Consider the following 14,961-nt stretch of genomic DNA (forward strand, 5'->3'; position numbering starts at 1 on the left):
AGGCGCAAACCTGCAGTACCTTAGCTACGGTTAGGGTACTGCACCGATTACAGATAACACATCGATAAGGTGAACTTAACGTCACAGTTAAGTCTTAGGTGATGGTTACAATTAAGTTTGAGCAACCTTCTTGGTGGCAAAACATAAGAAGCCTTAGCTATGAAAGAAATATTAAAAAATTTAGTTGAAACAACTACGCTTCCTGAAGATAGTTATCTTGATCAAGATGCAGAAATTTTAGAGATTTTTGTTGAAGAAATAGAAGAAATCTTTGAAGAACTAGCGGGTTTATTTACAACTTGGTTGGAAAATCCACAAGATAAAGACACTTTAACGACGATTCGTCGTCATTTCCATACCCTGAAAGGTTCGGGTCGTATGGTCGGGGCAAAATCGGCGGGTGAAACTGCATGGGCAGTTGAAGATACGCTGAACCGTGTCATTGCGGGTTCAGTACAGTTAACGCCAACCGTTCAAAAGTTTGCACAAACAGTTTTAAATGTTTATCAATATAAGCTCTATCCACGGTTTAAAAATGTTGCCGAATTGGATGTTGATTTACGCCCATTGGTTTTAATGGGGCAACAATTACAACAAAATATCAGCCTTGAGCCTGCACTCGAAGAATTATTAAAACTGGCAGATCAATTAAAATCTGAAGATGGTGTCACTGGTTTAGAACTGACTGATGTTGAAGCTACAGCACCTGTAGAAGTGCTTGAAAGTACGATTGATGTGGTCATTGAATCAGAATTTGTTGTTGAGCAATTGGATGCAGATGCATCACTAGTCGAAGAAACAGTGAGCATTTTTATTGAAGAAGCTGAAGAACATCTACAAACGATTGATCAGTTCCTCCAATCTGATGACAGTAAATCACAAGACTATAATGGCTTGATTCGCGCGCTACACACCTTACGTGGTAGTTCGTCGATGGCACAAATCGAAGAGATTTTTGAAGCCAGTTCAAAAGTTGAAAATTTATTCAAAACTTTATTGCAAGACGAAATCGTATCGAGCTCGAAAGAAACTGCTTTATTGATTCAATATGCTGAATTTGTTCGTGATTATTTACACGTGCTGCGTTCAGGAGATAAGGCAAATCTTGCATCTATTTATGAAACCTTCAAAGCCGCTTGGGATGATTATGGTTTTGCTAGCCAAGATCAATTGGCGCCTGAAGATAATCCACAAGGTTTGGTTTCTAAACTAATCGAATTAAATATTGATCAGTTATTAGATGCTGAATTTGAGTTTGATAAACGTGCACTTGCTGAATTCCCAGACTATATTCAACAGCTTAGTCAGCAAGCTTTAGAGTTGATCGAACATACAGATAATCGTGCGTCTGTTGGTATTCATGATTTCACAACTCAACTGTGTGCAGCGTATCAGTCTTTAGTTGAAAAGCCTGAATTGCTCCATGCTGATTATGGCTATGAGTTATTTGCGCAAGCACATCAAGAGTTCATTCACTTATTTGACACTTTAGCTGCGGGTCAGCGTGTAGTGTTAAGTGAAGAGGTTCAGCGTTTCTTAAATGAGCTGACTGCATTTGTTCAACAAGACATTGAAGCAGTTGCAGCGACGACTACACCAGAAGCTCATGTAGTTGCTGAACCTGTTGCCACAGTAGAAGATAAAGCCGCTGTTGCAAATACAACAGCAGTAGACTTTGCACAATTAAGTCAGCGTATTCAACTTGATCATCAACAGATGCAAGCGGCTGATGCGAATAATGACTTTGATGAAGATCTTTTAGGGATCTTTATTGAAGAGGCAGAAGAGTTATTGGTGGGGATTGACCAAGACCTCAGTACTTGGACACGTGATCAGACCAATACTTCAGCTTTGAATAATTTAATGCGCTATTTGCATACCCTAAAAGGTGGTGCAAATATGATTGCCGCGTCTCATGTGGGTTTAATTTCGCATGAATTAGAGTCGATTTATGAGCGCATTATTCGTCAGCAAATTTCGATTACGCCTGCGTTAATTCAAATTATTCGTTTAGTGCAGGATGATATTTCAGATCGTATTCAAACCATTCGTGACCAAGGGATCGACTACCCAGCGAATAATGTGATCGATATTCTCAAGAATATTCAGTCAATTGTGGCAGGAGAGCGTTCAGAAGCTGTTGCATTGGCTTCGGCCCCTATTTCTGCTGAAACTGAACAAACAGCAGTAGAACCAGATGTATCGGTGTCAGAGCCGATGGATGTTGCTGAAGACACTGCAGAAGCAGTGGTTGAAGCTCAAACGACTGCTCACACTGAGTCTGCTGTTGAACATCTTGAACATGCGGTTGCTGAACATGTTGAGCATCCAGATGACGATCTACGTTCTGTCATGGAAGAAACCTTCCTTGAAGAGTCTGAGGAAATTCTTGAACAAGCCGTTCAATTATTAAATCAATGGACTGAACAACGTAGTGACCGTAACGTATTGCTTCAATTACAACGTGCTGCCCACAGTATTAAGGGTGGTGCGCGTATGGTTGAAAATGAACCTGTTGCCGCAATTGCGTATCAACTTGAGACGACGTTTGAGCATTTCGCGGTTCATCATTTCAACTCAAATGCATATGACGGCTTACTCAAAACGACGTTGGCATGGTTAAAAGAAGCGATCTTCAACCACGACTATAGTAATTTTGATAGCATCAAATTGAGCCTAGAATCCATTCAGTATGTGGATGTTACGGTTCAATTGCCAAACCGTGTTGCAGAATTAGAACAAGGTATTGTCAGTAAAGGCTTTGAATTTATTCAAGGTGATGGTGTTGAACCTCCATCTATGTTGGGTGAATGGTCTGAAGCTAATTCTTCTGATAACAGTAATGAGATGATTCGTATCTCGGCTGATCTCGTCGAGAAGATGATTGACTTATCAGGCGAAAACTCGATTAACCGTTCACGTATTGAGATGGACTTAGGTCAGCTAGGCAATACCTTGAATGAAATGGAGTTAGCAATTAAGCGACTTGCTGACCAGTTACGTCGAATGGATGGTGAGCTTGAGTCACAAATTATTGCCAAACATGGTTCTGAAAATTCACGCTATGCGGATTTCGACCCATTGGAGATGGACCAATATTCATCGATTAACCAATTGTCAAAATCTCTAGCCGAATCTGCGTCGGATTTGGTTGACTTCAAGAGTACTTTGGCAGAAAAAATCCGTGATGCGGAAGGTCTGTTATTACAACAATCACGTATTCAGTCAGAAATTCAAGAAAGTCTGATGCGTACCCGTTTGGTGCCATTTGATCGTTTGTTACCACGTTTACAACGTATTGTGCGTCAAACCTCTTCGACCTTGAACCGTCCTGCAGAATTGATTGTTCAAAATACAGAAGGTGAATTGGACCGTACGATCTTAGAGCGTTTGGTGACACCATTTGAACATATGCTGCGTAATGCGGTCGACCATGGTTTAGAAGATACTGCTGACCGTTTGGCTTTAAAAAAGCCAGAAGTAGGTAGCATCGTCTTGAACATTAGTCGTCAGGGTACTGATGTACTGGTGTCTTTCAGTGATGATGGTAAAGGGATTGATGAAACCAAAATTAAAGACAAAGCCTTAAAACTTGGTTTAATCAAAGCGGATCAGTTCCTCGATAAACAAGAAATCTTGCAATTGATCTTCCATCCAGGTTTCTCAACGGCACAAGCGGTAACGCAAATTTCGGGTCGTGGCGTTGGTCTGGATGTGGTGCAAAGTGAAATTAAAGCCTTGGGTGGTCATGTTTCCGTAGAGTCTGAGTTAGGTAAAGGGACAACCTTTACCATTCGTGTACCAACGACGGTAGCGGTCAGCGATGCCTTGATGGTGAAAGCTGGCGATCAGCAATATGCGATTTCATTAGCGCAAATTGAGCGTATTGTCCGTATTACACCTACGGCACTTGAAACTTACTTCAATAGTAAGGATGACGTGTTTAAAATTGACAATACCAATTACAAACTACGTTATCTATCAGAGTTTGTGGGTAATCAGCCAATTCCACGTTTAAATAATGTCGGCCATTCATTGCCTGTACTGTTAATTAAAGGCAACAGTGGTCAAACCATTGCTTTATTGGTCGATCAGCTGGTGGGTTCACGTTCTCAAATCGTGGTGAAACCAATTGGTCAACAATTTACCAGTGTGGCCGCGATTGCAGGTGCCACGATTCTAGGTGATGGTCATGTATGTTTGATTTTGGATGGGCAAAATATTGCACGTCAAATTCAAACTACACAGCGTGTTAAACATTCAGCTGAGCAGCGTGATTTGGGCCGTCAAGCCAATGCGCGTCGTTTAGTGATGATTGTCGATGACTCGGTGACAGTACGTAAGGTGACTTCACGCTTACTTGAACGTCAAGGTTATGACATCGTGACAGCGAAAGATGGTGTGGATGCAATTGAACAGCTTGAAAATGTCCGTCCAGACTTGATGCTACTTGATATTGAGATGCCACGTATGGATGGTTTCGAAGTGACTAACTTAGTCCGTCACCACGACATTCACCGTGACTTGCCAATCATTATGATTACATCGCGTACAGGTGAAAAACATCGTGAGCGTGCATTTAGCTTAGGTGTGACTCACTATATGGGTAAACCATTCCAAGAAGCTGAATTGCTTGCCAATATTGAAGCTTTAATTGCAGAAAAGCAGGGGTAATCTATGAGCCAAAATACTGTTTCTCAGGTTGTCAGCGATAAAATTGATCAACAGGAACTGCAACATCTTATTACGGTTTCTACCGGTTTTATAGATGCGTATATCATTGATTGTCATGGTAAAGAGCCAATGTTGTTGCCACAAAATATTGTGCTTTCAGCGCTCGATAGTGCAACCAAGGTTCCTTTTGTTGAATGGCATGAATTGAAATTGCCTGTTTTCTCGGTCAATGATCCTGCAAAAAATCAGGGCGTGGCTTTGGTGATTGAAGGTGATGATGTTGGACAGCGTTTTGCACTGATGTGTAATGAAATGCCGAAAACCATTCGTCTGCGTATTTCTGAAGTGGTTGATGAAGAAAAAGCTGTGAAAGACGCCAATATTTTCCAATATGTACGCCTGGCCGATCAGGTATTTCATATTCCAAATTTAGCCAATATTCAAAACAGTATTGGGCTTCAAGCGGCTTAATATTTGCAAAACGCGATATAAAAAAAGGAACTCAATGGAGTTCCTTTTTTTTGACTATGCAGGGAATATTTAAGCCAACAGGTTTTCTAAAATCTTTTCGTAAATTTCAGAAAGTGGCTCCAGTTCTGCCACATTGACGTGTTCATTGATTTGGTGAATCGTGGCATTTAAAACACCCAATTCAAGCACCTGCGCACCTGTAGGTGCAATGAATCGACCATCAGAAGTACCACCACTGGTCGAAAGTTCTGTTTCAGTCCCTGTAACATCTCGAATGGCATCACGTGCGGCATTCACTAACTCACCGACAGGGGTGAGGAATGGAAGACCAGATAAGGTCCAAGAGATATCATATTCAACGCCATGACGATCTAGAATTTCCAAGGTGCGTGCTTTGAGTTCGTCCGCCGTCACTTCTGTTGAATAGCGGAAGTTAAAGAGTAAATTCATCGTGCCCGGAACAACGTTGGTTGCGCCTGTACCGGCATTGATATTGGAAATTTGAAAAGATGTTGCGGGGAAGTATTCGTTGCCATTATCCCACACGGTATCGCAAAGTTCAGCCAGTGCCTTTGATGCTGTATGGATTGGATTGACCGCTAGATGTGGGTAAGCAACGTGCCCTTGTTTACCCTTAACCGTTAAATTCGCATTTAGCGAACCACGACGACCATTTTTAACAATATCGCCAAGTGTGTTGGTGCTAGATGGTTCACCCACCAAACACCAAGTCATTTTTTCATTACGCGCTTCTAAAGTTTCAACAACTTTGACAGTCCCGTTGATCGAAGGACCCTCTTCGTCAGAGGTAATAAGAAATGCAATCGAACCTTTATGATTTGGATGCTTTGCAACAAAACGTTCTGAAGCAACAACCATAGCTGCCAACGCGGTTTTCATATCTGCGCTGCCACGACCATACAGTTTACCGTCGCGAATTTCAGGAAGAAATGGGTCAGAACCCCATGCATCCAAGTTACCCGTAGGTACTACATCCGTATGACCTGCAAAGCAAAATACTGGTGCTTCAGTCCCTTTACGTGCCCAAAGATTATCTACATCATCAAAACGCATATTTTCAATGTTAAAGCCAATTTTGGCTAAACGATCCGCCATAATGTTCTGGCAGGTATGGTCAATCGGTGTCACCGACGGTTGGCGCAGTAGTTCTAGGCTGAGATCAAGAGTTGCTGTTGAGGTCATGCTAAATACAGAAGTCAAAAATGTCGCAATATAATAGGCGAATCAACAAGCGAAGGGAAATTTAGACGTAAAAAACCCTATTAAAAAAATAGGGCTCTTTTATAAAATCTTGGGAAATAAATTAATTGCGGCGAATTTCTTCTGAAGTTTTCTCTGCAGTATTGGTTACCGCATCTCCAGCTTTAGATACGTCTTGACCCATACCCTTTACTGTATTACAACCTGTCAGTATAAAAGCGACCATAAGTGATGCAGCTAGAATTTTTTTCATTGACTGTATTCTCCATTATGAAAGAATAATTTTTAGAGGAATAAATTATTCTGATGTGAGATTTAGATTAAAAAATGGCCGTATTAAACAGTAGGTGGTTTTTATGGTGATTAAGTAAATTAATGTAATTTCTACTAAACTACAAATTTCGCCTTCCGTTATTTTAAGTGATTTGCGGTAAAACCAAGCGTGGTTGTCTATACATATAATAGCTTTCATCACTGCTTTTTTTATACAGGCCATCTGTCCACCAATGAGCGGTTTCACTTGTGGGTTGCTGCTGCACGCAGATCCATTCATGTCGTTGTAAGCGATAATAGCCTTGACTTGTGGATGGAATAGCGTGTCCCCATTGACCTATTCTGCGCGCAGGATTGACCCAGTTTGGCAATGTGTTGGTACGCTGAATAGGTAAATATAATTGACCTTTTAAAACACAATAGCGCTGTTGAATTTGCTGCCCAAGTGCTTCATCAAATTGGAATTGTTTTTGGGTGAAATGATTAAGCTTACGAGCCAAAGTATCACTACGATTTAAGCCATACCAATAGGGTAATTGAAAATCACGCTCGGCTAGATAATATTTTAAAGCCACTTCCCAATGTTCAACTTCATCACTTTCGGTATTTTTTAAAACAAAATCGAGTTCACCTACTGTACGAGGGCCGTCAATTTTTTGAATGCTATGTCCGAGTAACTGGTAGGGATGGTATGGGTGATCGAGAAGCCAAAACCATATAAACATTTCGAAACGTAAACCAAGGCGAGTACTTTTTAATTTTTGTAAAAATTCTACTAATGCACTTGGGTGTTGTTCGAGTTGTTTTAAACGGGGAAGGTAGGCTTCAAAATGTTTTTGCCAAAGCTCGCTTGGATGAAAATGAAAGGGATAGCGGATTTCGAGTTCATTGGGAATTTGCTGCAGAATATTTGGGCTAGCAATACAGAAAGCCAATTGGCGAACTAAGGGCTGTTTAAATTGCAACCATGGCTCAAAATAAGACGACGTTGTCGGGGTTACAGCCATATTGAAACCTTTCGAATAATGCAGAATAACAACGGATAATTGTTAAAAACATCTTATACTACCTGAATTGAAAGTTCAGGGTAGCGGTATGAAGACGTTGTTTTGGCGAAGCTTAGTGGTTGTCTTTGTCATTTTAGGCTTTATAGGGGCTTTATTGCCGGGAATGCCCACGACAGTCTTCTTAATATTAGCAGCATGGGCAGCTTCAAAAGGCTGGCCACAAATGGATGCTTGGTTATTGAATCATCCTAAATACGGCCCAACCCTACGCGCTTGGCGCGAAAATGGCACCGTCCCCCGCAAAGCAAAATGGTTTGCATCGATCATGATGTTTGTGAGTGGTCTGATTATGCTTTTTACTTCTGCACCGATTGCCGTCAAGATTTTCACGGACTTAACCATGTTGATCGTTGGTATTTGGTTATGGACACGACCTGAGCCAAATCAGATGCGGACTATTGAACAATCGCCGCAGACTAAACAAGAAGATAAAGATAAGCAGAAAGAGCAAGAGCATGTCTGAATATACCCAAGATCAAGCCGATATCCTGATTAACTTGAAAGATCAAACTTTAACTTTGCCGAAGCTGAATAAGTTTTACCTGATTTCATCGGGTAAAAATGGCATTGGTGAGCAGGAAAATAGTGGTAAGACCCCACGAGGCTGGCATCAAGTCGCTGAAAAGTTTGGTGGACAACAACCTCAAAATGCAGTTTTTAAAGCACGTCAGTGGACCGGAGAGGTTTACGACGAGCAACTTGCTGCATCACACCCTGATCGGGATTGGATTTTATCTCGAATATTATGGCTCAGTGGTTTAGAACCCGGCTTTAATGCAGGTGAGGGCTGTGATACTTATAAACGTTATATTTATATTCATGGCACACCAGATCGCGAGCCTATGGGTATACCGATGTCACATGGTTGTATTCGCATGCGAAACAGCGATGTTGTAGAACTTTATCAATTGATTCCATTAAATGCGCTGGTTTACATCACTGAACATTGAACACGTCGTTAAAAGCACAAGCCATGAAAACCGAAGTTCATGGCATCAAAACTAAGATTTGAAAAATTAAAGTGAGTTTGAAAGGCGTTTTTTTGTCAGGACTTTTGTCAGGACTAATGCTCGCAAACCAACAGAAAGTCGTGTTTGAATGTATTTTGTACACTAGGGTGTTTTAGAATGCAGTGTGTGTGGTGAATTAATCGTCGGTTCGCTGAACGATTAGCTATGAGTCCACGCGAAAAACTGTTTTTATGTGAATGATGCAGAATATAAGTCATATTTTTAGTAATAAATTTACAGGTTTATAGCTAAAAAATGTTCAAAAATACTGATTTTTCCGCAATATAACTTATTTTTTAATCACTCAAACAGAAAAAGTGGAAAAGAGTTAGAAAAGCGTTTGACAGACCGTGAGGATTCTCTATAATGCACCTCATCAAACGATGAACATGTTTTGAAAAGGGCGCTTAGCTCAGTTGGTAGAGCGTCTGCCTTACAAGCAGAATGTCGGCGGTTCGATCCCGTCAGCGCCCACCAAACCTTTTCAGCGTTAAGATATTTAGAGTGCAGCGGTAGTTCAGTTGGTTAGAATACCGGCCTGTCACGCCGGGGGTCGCGGGTTCGAGTCCCGTCCGCTGCGCCACTTTAAATCTTAATTCGTTTGAACCACAATAGCGACATTGTGTAAGTGCAGCGGTAGTTCAGTTGGTTAGAATACCGGCCTGTCACGCCGGGGGTCGCGGGTTCGAGTCCCGTCCGCTGCGCCATTTACATGATAGATCTTTTGAGGGCGCTTAGCTCAGTTGGTAGAGCGTCTGCCTTACAAGCAGAATGTCGGCGGTTCGATCCCGTCAGCGCCCACCATATTTTTTGCGATGCAGCGGTAGTTCAGTTGGTTAGAATACCGGCCTGTCACGCCGGGGGTCGCGGGTTCGAGTCCCGTCCGCTGCGCCATTTCAAAGAATATAATTGTTGTACCCTTTAAGGGCGCTTAGCTCAGTTGGTAGAGCGTCTGCCTTACAAGCAGAATGTCGGCGGTTCGATCCCGTCAGCGCCCACCATATCTTTTAAGATATAGGTTGTGTTTCGAAAGAAACTACGTGATGCAGCGGTAGTTCAGTTGGTTAGAATACCGGCCTGTCACGCCGGGGGTCGCGGGTTCGAGTCCCGTCCGCTGCGCCATTTATCTTAAAAATCTCTGTTCAAGAGAATGCCTTTAGAAAAATCTTCGATTTTTCTCTTGCGCTCAGACAAAGCTTCGCTTTGTTACTCTTCGCTCAGGGCGCTTAGCTCAGTTGGTAGAGCGTCTGCCTTACAAGCAGAATGTCGGCGGTTCGATCCCGTCAGCGCCCACCATATTCTTCTATAGAAACTTCTTTATCCAAAAGCTTGCCTAAATTTTCTGATTTACATAGAATCCGCTCTATAATAATTTTAATATTGTATGTGATCTATGAGAAATCCATATCAGCGCAAGGCAGCGTCTAAAACTCAAACCACAAATTACAATCCTCAAGAAACCTATAAACAATTTATTGAAAATATGGTCGCTCAAGGTGGCGTGATTGCGTTATATCAAGATGGTTGGGCACTTTGTGCGACACCTACAGGTCAACGTTCCTTCGCCATTTGGCAAAACCGTGGTTTGGCACGTTTATTAATTAAAGACAATTGGTCCAATTATGAAATTCAGGAAATTTCATTAAAAGACTTTATCGAAAAAGTCATTCCGTTTTTACGCAGCGAGAGCACTACAGTATCTTTAGATTTAACCCCAGAAGGGCAAAATATTTTGGTTGCGCCTGAAAAGATGCTGTTAGATATTAAAAATTATTTATATCAAGTCTATCAACAGCGCCCAGAAATTTTTGAAAACCTTAAAATTCCTTTGCCACGTAGTATTCGTTTAAATTAATGGTTTATTTACAGCATAAAAAGTCCTTGTTCATTGGTCGAACAAGGGCTTTTTTAATATTCATTGAGTACAAAACCACTCAAAAAGGCAAAATATTCACGTAACCAAGAGTTGTAGCGGATGTACAGCGGTGTAGGTGCTGCAATGGTATACACTTGTGTATAGCCTAACTTTCGTGCAATTGCTTTTGCACGTGGGAGGTGAAAGTCACTACTGGCAATTGCAATGGGGGCATCAAGAGAAATCTGATGTTGTTTTAAAATCATTTTACTGTTGATCAGGTTGAGTTCTGTACTGGTACTTTTACTTTCTTCATATATGCCTGCCGCTGAAATGTCATAGTGTTGAAGTAAATAGCGTTTCATGACGGAAGATTCGGTCATTTTTTCATTAAAGCCTAAACCACCGGTCATGATCATAATAGTATTGGGTTGTTGCAAGGCATACGGTGCTGCGGCATCGAGACGCGCCTTTAAGGTCGGAGAGGGTTGACCATTTTCAATACCGCTACCCAAAACGATGATGGCTTGGAAGGAAGTAAATGGCTTAGATTGGTGGCTATTGAAGTGTAAATACGCAAAAAACAGCAAAAGGCTCAATAGCCAAAGCCAAAACAACCACCATGCCGCACGCCAGAGCCTTTTGAGTTTGGGGGAATGATCTAAAATATTGTGGATTTGGGTTGTAAATAGTCCGGATATAAGAAAAATACACCCAATGACTAAGGGTAAAAGAATGCCTAAATGAATTTTATCTAATGTAAGCAACCAAATGGCATCTACACAGAGCAGCAAGCCTACACAAAGCAGTAGTATTCTTTTCATTCAAAAAATTAAAGCAGTATCCGTATTTGGCCTAAGTATAGCGTGAAAAAAACCAGACACGAGGTCTGGTTTTGAGTTGGGGCTATTGATTAGTAAACATCTTATTAGTAAACATCACGGCGGTAACGTCCAGCTTGACGCAGTTCAGCAACAATATCTTCACCTAATATATCAATTAATGCGTGGTCAACGTCAGTTGCCATACCATTGATACTACCGCAGACGTAAATCACGGCACCTTGTTCTACCCATGATTTTAATAAGGTCGCTTGGTCACGTAGCTCATGATGCACATAGCGTTTCTCCGTTTGATCACGAGAGAAGGTGAGGTCTATGCGTTGTACTAAACCGGTGTTTTGCCATGCTTCAATGATGTCTTGATAAAAGAAATCATGTGCGCGTTGGCGCTCACCAAAAATCAGCCAGTTTTGCGTATAGTCTTGACGAACGCGTGCATGTAATAAGCTGAGTAAACCAGCAATACCGGTACCGTTACCAATACATATCACAGGACGATTATCTGCAATTAGATGGAATGATTCATTGGTACGAATACGCAGTTGTAGTGTGCTGTTGATCGCTGCATGTTGTGTTAACCAACCAGAGCCTAAACCAAGCTCACCATCCGCATTGGACTGCTGACGTACCACTAAGCGTAATACTTGCTGACTTGGAATACTGGCAATGGAGTATTCGCGAGTTGGAAGCGGTGGAAGCTGTTCGAGCAAATGATCAAGATTGGCAAATGGTTCAACATCCGTATTTAGGTTGCGATCCAATAATGCATCTTCAATGCGTTGCTGAGTAGAATCAACCACTTGCTGACTTTGAATTTGGTACTTTTGCATGAAGTTTGCAATACGTTCAGCACTATTACCCGGCTGAATCTCTGCAATATCACCCGCTTGCCAGTTGGCTTCATGTTGCGGTTTTAACTCAATATTAAATGCAGGGGCACCTAAACTGTTCGGGTTGAGTAGATCACGTTTGGTCAATGTCCATGCATCAAAAGTTTTTTCAATTTGCATGTGCTGAAGTTCAAGTTTAGTCGCTTTGGCTAAAGCGCTATTCCATGCTTGAATGGCTTGGGTGTCGCCATTATTGACTTCAATTGTGTCAAACAGGGGCTTCGCAGCATTACTTTGCATCCAGCGATGAATCGCATGACCAAAGCTACAGAACGTATCCGGATATTCTTCAGAGCCTAAAGCTAAAACGGCAAACTGAACATGACTCAAATCGAGGCGTTGTGTCATCAGTTTACGTTCAAAGCTTGAAGCGAGGTCAGGTGCTTCGCCAGTGCCATAAGTACTTGCAACAAATAAAACCTGAGAGGCTTGAGTTAAGTCATCTGCTGAAAGTTGCTGAACAGGTTTCACTGTTACAGGCTGATGAGCCTCTTGTAAGCTTGTTGCTGTACGCCATGCCAATTGTTCAGACTGACCTGTTTGTGATGCATAGCAAATTAACCAAGGCTGTGCATTTGGGTCGATGGTAACTGGTGCTAAGCTTTGACGGGCTTGCTGTGTCAGTTTTTTCTGTTTACGACGTTTGAGATAGAGCATCCATCCTGTGACAAAGAACAGCGGCATCATGAGGGATGCAATAACCGCAAAGAACTGATAAATCGGTCCGAAGAAACTACCACGATGCACAGGTAACATGCTGGTCATGATTTTTTCATTTAACTTTTTATCTTCGTATAACTCGATATCGGTGAGAGCAGACGTTTGGTAGTTATAAGTCGCTTTGTTGCGAGCACGCTCATGTTGAGGGACTGCATCGACGAAGTTAATCTCTAATTCACCATTGGCTTTTTTCGGAATATTAAAAGTGACACTTGAGTATTCACGACCAATATTTTGATTAAAGCCGTTCCAACTTTGCGTAAGAGCAATATTTACTTGTTTAGGTTTTAGACCACGTTTTTCTCCGCGACCTTCAGCACCATGTTTATTTTCTTGAGCGCCATGTTCAGAGAGACCTGACGTTGCAGGATTGCTTTCAGAACGTGCTTGGTGTTCACCTCGAGATTGTCCTGCTTCAGTGGCTTGTTTTTCACCACCTTGCTTTGCACCTGCCTGTTCAGTAGGGTGCCCATTCGTTTTTGGCCCTTCTTGTAATTGGGGCTGTGGACGTTCAACGCCCATGACCTTAAACATGCCATTACGCCACCAGTCATAAGACCAGTACAGACCTGTACATGCCAAAATGAGATAAAAAACAATCACCCATGTGCCGACGACTGCATGTAAATCCCATAGGAAATTACGTCCTTTGAGTTTCGGTTTTACTGCAAGCCATTGTTTTACAGAATGTCTTTTTGGCCAACGCAGATACAAACCACTCAATACAAAATAAATCAGCATCAGTGTACATGCGCCGGTAATTTGTTTACCTACAGGGCCAACAGTTAAATTACGGTGTAGTTGCTGTACAAACTGGAAGAATTTTTGACCTTTGATTTCAGGTAAAACTTCGGCTGTATAGGGGTTAACCATCATGTTATAGCCACGACGAGCACCTTCCTTGACAATATTCACGGTACTTGAGGCGGTAGCATCTGAGGCAATAGAGATGCTGTTAATTTTCATGTCAGGATCAGACTGACTAAAGTGCTCATAAAGCTCAGCAGGGGTTAGTTTAGGCTGCTGTTGAACCTGAACTACATAACTGTCCTGATTGATTGCTTTAAGTATTTGCTGTTCATAGGAATAAATGGCACCTGTAACCCCCATGAGCGAGAGTATTAAGCCGGCACTAATCCCCAAGAACCAGTGAATCTGGAAAAGGGTTTTCTTAAACATGATGGATTTAATATTGATAAAAGGTTGCTGAATTGCGACGAATTATAAACGATGATGTAGTAGAGAATGTGGAAAAAGTAAGTAATATTCATTCTCATTATTGTAATTATCAATGATCATTCGAAAATTAAACAGATAAAAAAACCTCCAAAAAGTGGAGGTTTTTTTATACATAAATGTCTGTTTGGCTTAAATTGCTTTAGCTGGGCCTACAGTTTCATTTAAGTGCTTACGAATGGTCGAAAATGGAAACTTCTTGCTATCCATACGTTTAGGCAAGATGTATGCACCGTCTTGACCCTTCACTTTAAAGTTTAAAAGGATGAAGTCTTTGGTGTCATACCATTCATGAATGTCTTTCCAACCGACAGTCATCGTACCCATGTTTGCGCCCATACGTTGCTGCATTGAGATCCCATGCGGCTGAACACCCATACGAATGCCTTTAATTTCTTGTACAGGGACTTCGTTCAGTTTGCGTTTCGCATACCATTCGATACCGAATTTACGCACAAGGAAGTAAATCACGACACAGACAATAGCTACCCAGCAAAATACTGTTGAATAGTTCTTAATAAAGATGAGGCCCAAGAGTGCCAGTGCAAGAATTGCACCCATAATTAGCCATGCTTTTTTGCCAATTTTGAAGTTACTGCGAGACAGAACAAGTTGAGCATAACGTTGTTCTTCTTCAGAAATTTCATAAGCCACTGGCTCTAGCGTGTAGGCGTATAAATTTTTTGCGGTCATAGTGAAAGT

At 41.6% G+C, this 14,961-nt stretch carries 11 protein-coding genes and 8 tRNA genes; 13 read left to right on the plus strand and 6 right to left on the minus strand.

Features of this window, described 5'->3' with window-relative positions; genetic code table 11:
* Window positions 1–159: 159 nt before the first annotated feature.
* Both FTV03_RS01980 and FTV03_RS01985 read left to right on the plus strand, forming a co-directional pair.
* Window positions 160–4,674, plus strand: coding sequence for an Hpt domain-containing protein (locus tag FTV03_RS01980; protein WP_180039699.1), 4,515 nt, complete (start codon window positions 160–162; stop codon window positions 4,672–4,674).
* 3 nt (window positions 4,675–4,677) lie between these two features.
* Entirely contained in the window at window positions 4,678–5,145 is a 468-nt protein-coding gene (locus FTV03_RS01985; protein ID WP_180039701.1) for a hypothetical protein, read from the plus strand.
* 69 nt (window positions 5,146–5,214) lie between these two features.
* Here the strand turns inward: FTV03_RS01985 and dapE are convergent, their stop codons facing one another.
* From dapE to FTV03_RS02000, 3 genes are all read right to left on the minus strand, one after another.
* On the minus strand, window positions 5,215–6,348 hold the full coding sequence (gene dapE / locus FTV03_RS01990) for a succinyl-diaminopimelate desuccinylase (RefSeq protein ID WP_180039703.1): 1,134 nt from the start codon (window positions 6,346–6,348) through the stop codon (window positions 5,215–5,217).
* Window positions 6,349–6,469: 121 nt separating this feature from the next.
* Entirely contained in the window at window positions 6,470–6,619 is a 150-nt protein-coding gene (locus FTV03_RS01995; protein WP_180004989.1) for an entericidin A/B family lipoprotein, read from the minus strand.
* A 163-nt stretch (window positions 6,620–6,782) separates the two neighbouring features.
* A complete protein-coding gene (locus FTV03_RS02000) occupies window positions 6,783–7,646 on the minus strand; it encodes a DUF1853 family protein (protein ID WP_180039705.1) in 864 nt (287 codons plus the stop codon).
* A gap of 88 nt (window positions 7,647–7,734) precedes the next feature.
* Between FTV03_RS02000 and FTV03_RS02005 the strand changes: the two genes are divergently transcribed.
* From FTV03_RS02005 to FTV03_RS02055, 11 genes are all read left to right on the plus strand, one after another.
* Window positions 7,735–8,169, plus strand: coding sequence for a YbaN family protein (locus FTV03_RS02005; protein WP_180039707.1), 435 nt, complete (start codon window positions 7,735–7,737; stop codon window positions 8,167–8,169).
* The gene (elsL, locus tag FTV03_RS02010; RefSeq protein ID WP_180039709.1) at window positions 8,162–8,656 is read left to right on the plus strand and encodes a cell wall-recycling L,D-carboxypeptidase ElsL; all 495 of its coding nucleotides are present in this window, start codon (window positions 8,162–8,164) and stop codon (window positions 8,654–8,656) included. The genes FTV03_RS02005 and elsL overlap by 8 nt, the downstream gene beginning before the upstream one ends.
* A gap of 461 nt (window positions 8,657–9,117) precedes the next feature.
* Window positions 9,118–9,193, plus strand: a tRNA-Val gene (locus tag FTV03_RS02015).
* A gap of 29 nt (window positions 9,194–9,222) precedes the next feature.
* Window positions 9,223–9,299: transfer RNA gene (locus FTV03_RS02020), tRNA-Asp, on the plus strand.
* A gap of 47 nt (window positions 9,300–9,346) precedes the next feature.
* Window positions 9,347–9,423: transfer RNA gene (locus FTV03_RS02025), tRNA-Asp, on the plus strand.
* Between the two features lie 21 nt (window positions 9,424–9,444).
* A tRNA-Val gene (locus FTV03_RS02030) sits at window positions 9,445–9,520 on the plus strand.
* Between the two features lie 13 nt (window positions 9,521–9,533).
* Window positions 9,534–9,610 (plus strand) — tRNA-Asp (locus FTV03_RS02035).
* A gap of 31 nt (window positions 9,611–9,641) precedes the next feature.
* Window positions 9,642–9,717 (plus strand) — tRNA-Val (locus tag FTV03_RS02040).
* A gap of 44 nt (window positions 9,718–9,761) precedes the next feature.
* Window positions 9,762–9,838: transfer RNA gene (locus FTV03_RS02045), tRNA-Asp, on the plus strand.
* A 98-nt stretch (window positions 9,839–9,936) separates the two neighbouring features.
* Window positions 9,937–10,012: transfer RNA gene (locus FTV03_RS02050), tRNA-Val, on the plus strand.
* A 97-nt stretch (window positions 10,013–10,109) separates the two neighbouring features.
* A complete protein-coding gene (locus FTV03_RS02055) occupies window positions 10,110–10,571 on the plus strand; it encodes a DUF2750 domain-containing protein (RefSeq protein WP_078191441.1) in 462 nt (153 codons plus the stop codon).
* Between the two features lie 53 nt (window positions 10,572–10,624).
* On the opposite strand, the gene FTV03_RS02060 is transcribed toward FTV03_RS02055, so the two are convergent.
* The 3 genes from FTV03_RS02060 to FTV03_RS02070 all read right to left on the minus strand — a co-directional run bounded on the left by FTV03_RS02060 (window position 10,625) and on the right by FTV03_RS02070 (window position 14,952).
* The gene (locus tag FTV03_RS02060) at window positions 10,625–11,395 is read right to left on the minus strand and encodes a YdcF family protein (RefSeq protein WP_180039711.1); all 771 of its coding nucleotides are present in this window, start codon (window positions 11,393–11,395) and stop codon (window positions 10,625–10,627) included.
* Between the two features lie 104 nt (window positions 11,396–11,499).
* Window positions 11,500–14,202, minus strand: a complete 2,703-nt coding sequence (locus tag FTV03_RS02065; RefSeq protein ID WP_180039713.1) for a sulfite reductase flavoprotein subunit alpha — start codon at window positions 14,200–14,202, stop codon at window positions 11,500–11,502.
* Window positions 14,203–14,391: 189 nt separating this feature from the next.
* Window positions 14,392–14,952: a YcxB family protein gene (locus FTV03_RS02070; RefSeq protein WP_078191438.1), complete on the minus strand. Its 561-nt coding sequence runs from the start codon at window positions 14,950–14,952 to the stop codon at window positions 14,392–14,394.
* Between the last annotated feature and the right edge of the window lie 9 nt (window positions 14,953–14,961).

The organism is Acinetobacter sp. YH12218, from assembly GCF_013417925.1.
GTDB classification, from domain to species: Bacteria; Pseudomonadota; Gammaproteobacteria; order Pseudomonadales; family Moraxellaceae; genus Acinetobacter; species Acinetobacter amyesii.

Bases quoted from the DNA above. Each gene is read 5' to 3' on its own strand.
- FTV03_RS02070 (WP_078191438.1), bottom strand. From the start codon at position 14,952: ATGACCGCAAAAAATTTATACGCCTACACGCTAGAGCCAGTGGCTTAT.
- FTV03_RS02060 (WP_180039711.1), bottom strand. From the start codon at position 11,395: ATGAAAAGAATACTACTGCTTTGTGTAGGCTTGCTGCTCTGTGTAGAT.
- FTV03_RS02055 (WP_078191441.1), top strand. From the start codon at position 10,110: ATGAGAAATCCATATCAGCGCAAGGCAGCGTCTAAAACTCAAACCACA.
- elsL (WP_180039709.1), top strand. From the start codon at position 8,162: ATGTCTGAATATACCCAAGATCAAGCCGATATCCTGATTAACTTGAAA.
- FTV03_RS01980 (WP_180039699.1), top strand. From the start codon at position 160: ATGAAAGAAATATTAAAAAATTTAGTTGAAACAACTACGCTTCCTGAA.
- FTV03_RS01985 (WP_180039701.1), top strand. From the start codon at position 4,678: ATGAGCCAAAATACTGTTTCTCAGGTTGTCAGCGATAAAATTGATCAA.
- FTV03_RS02000 (WP_180039705.1), bottom strand. From the start codon at position 7,646: ATGGCTGTAACCCCGACAACGTCGTCTTATTTTGAGCCATGGTTGCAA.
- dapE (WP_180039703.1), bottom strand. From the start codon at position 6,348: ATGACCTCAACAGCAACTCTTGATCTCAGCCTAGAACTACTGCGCCAA.
- FTV03_RS02005 (WP_180039707.1), top strand. From the start codon at position 7,735: ATGAAGACGTTGTTTTGGCGAAGCTTAGTGGTTGTCTTTGTCATTTTA.
- FTV03_RS01995 (WP_180004989.1), bottom strand. From the start codon at position 6,619: ATGAAAAAAATTCTAGCTGCATCACTTATGGTCGCTTTTATACTGACA.
- FTV03_RS02065 (WP_180039713.1), bottom strand. From the start codon at position 14,202: ATGTTTAAGAAAACCCTTTTCCAGATTCACTGGTTCTTGGGGATTAGT.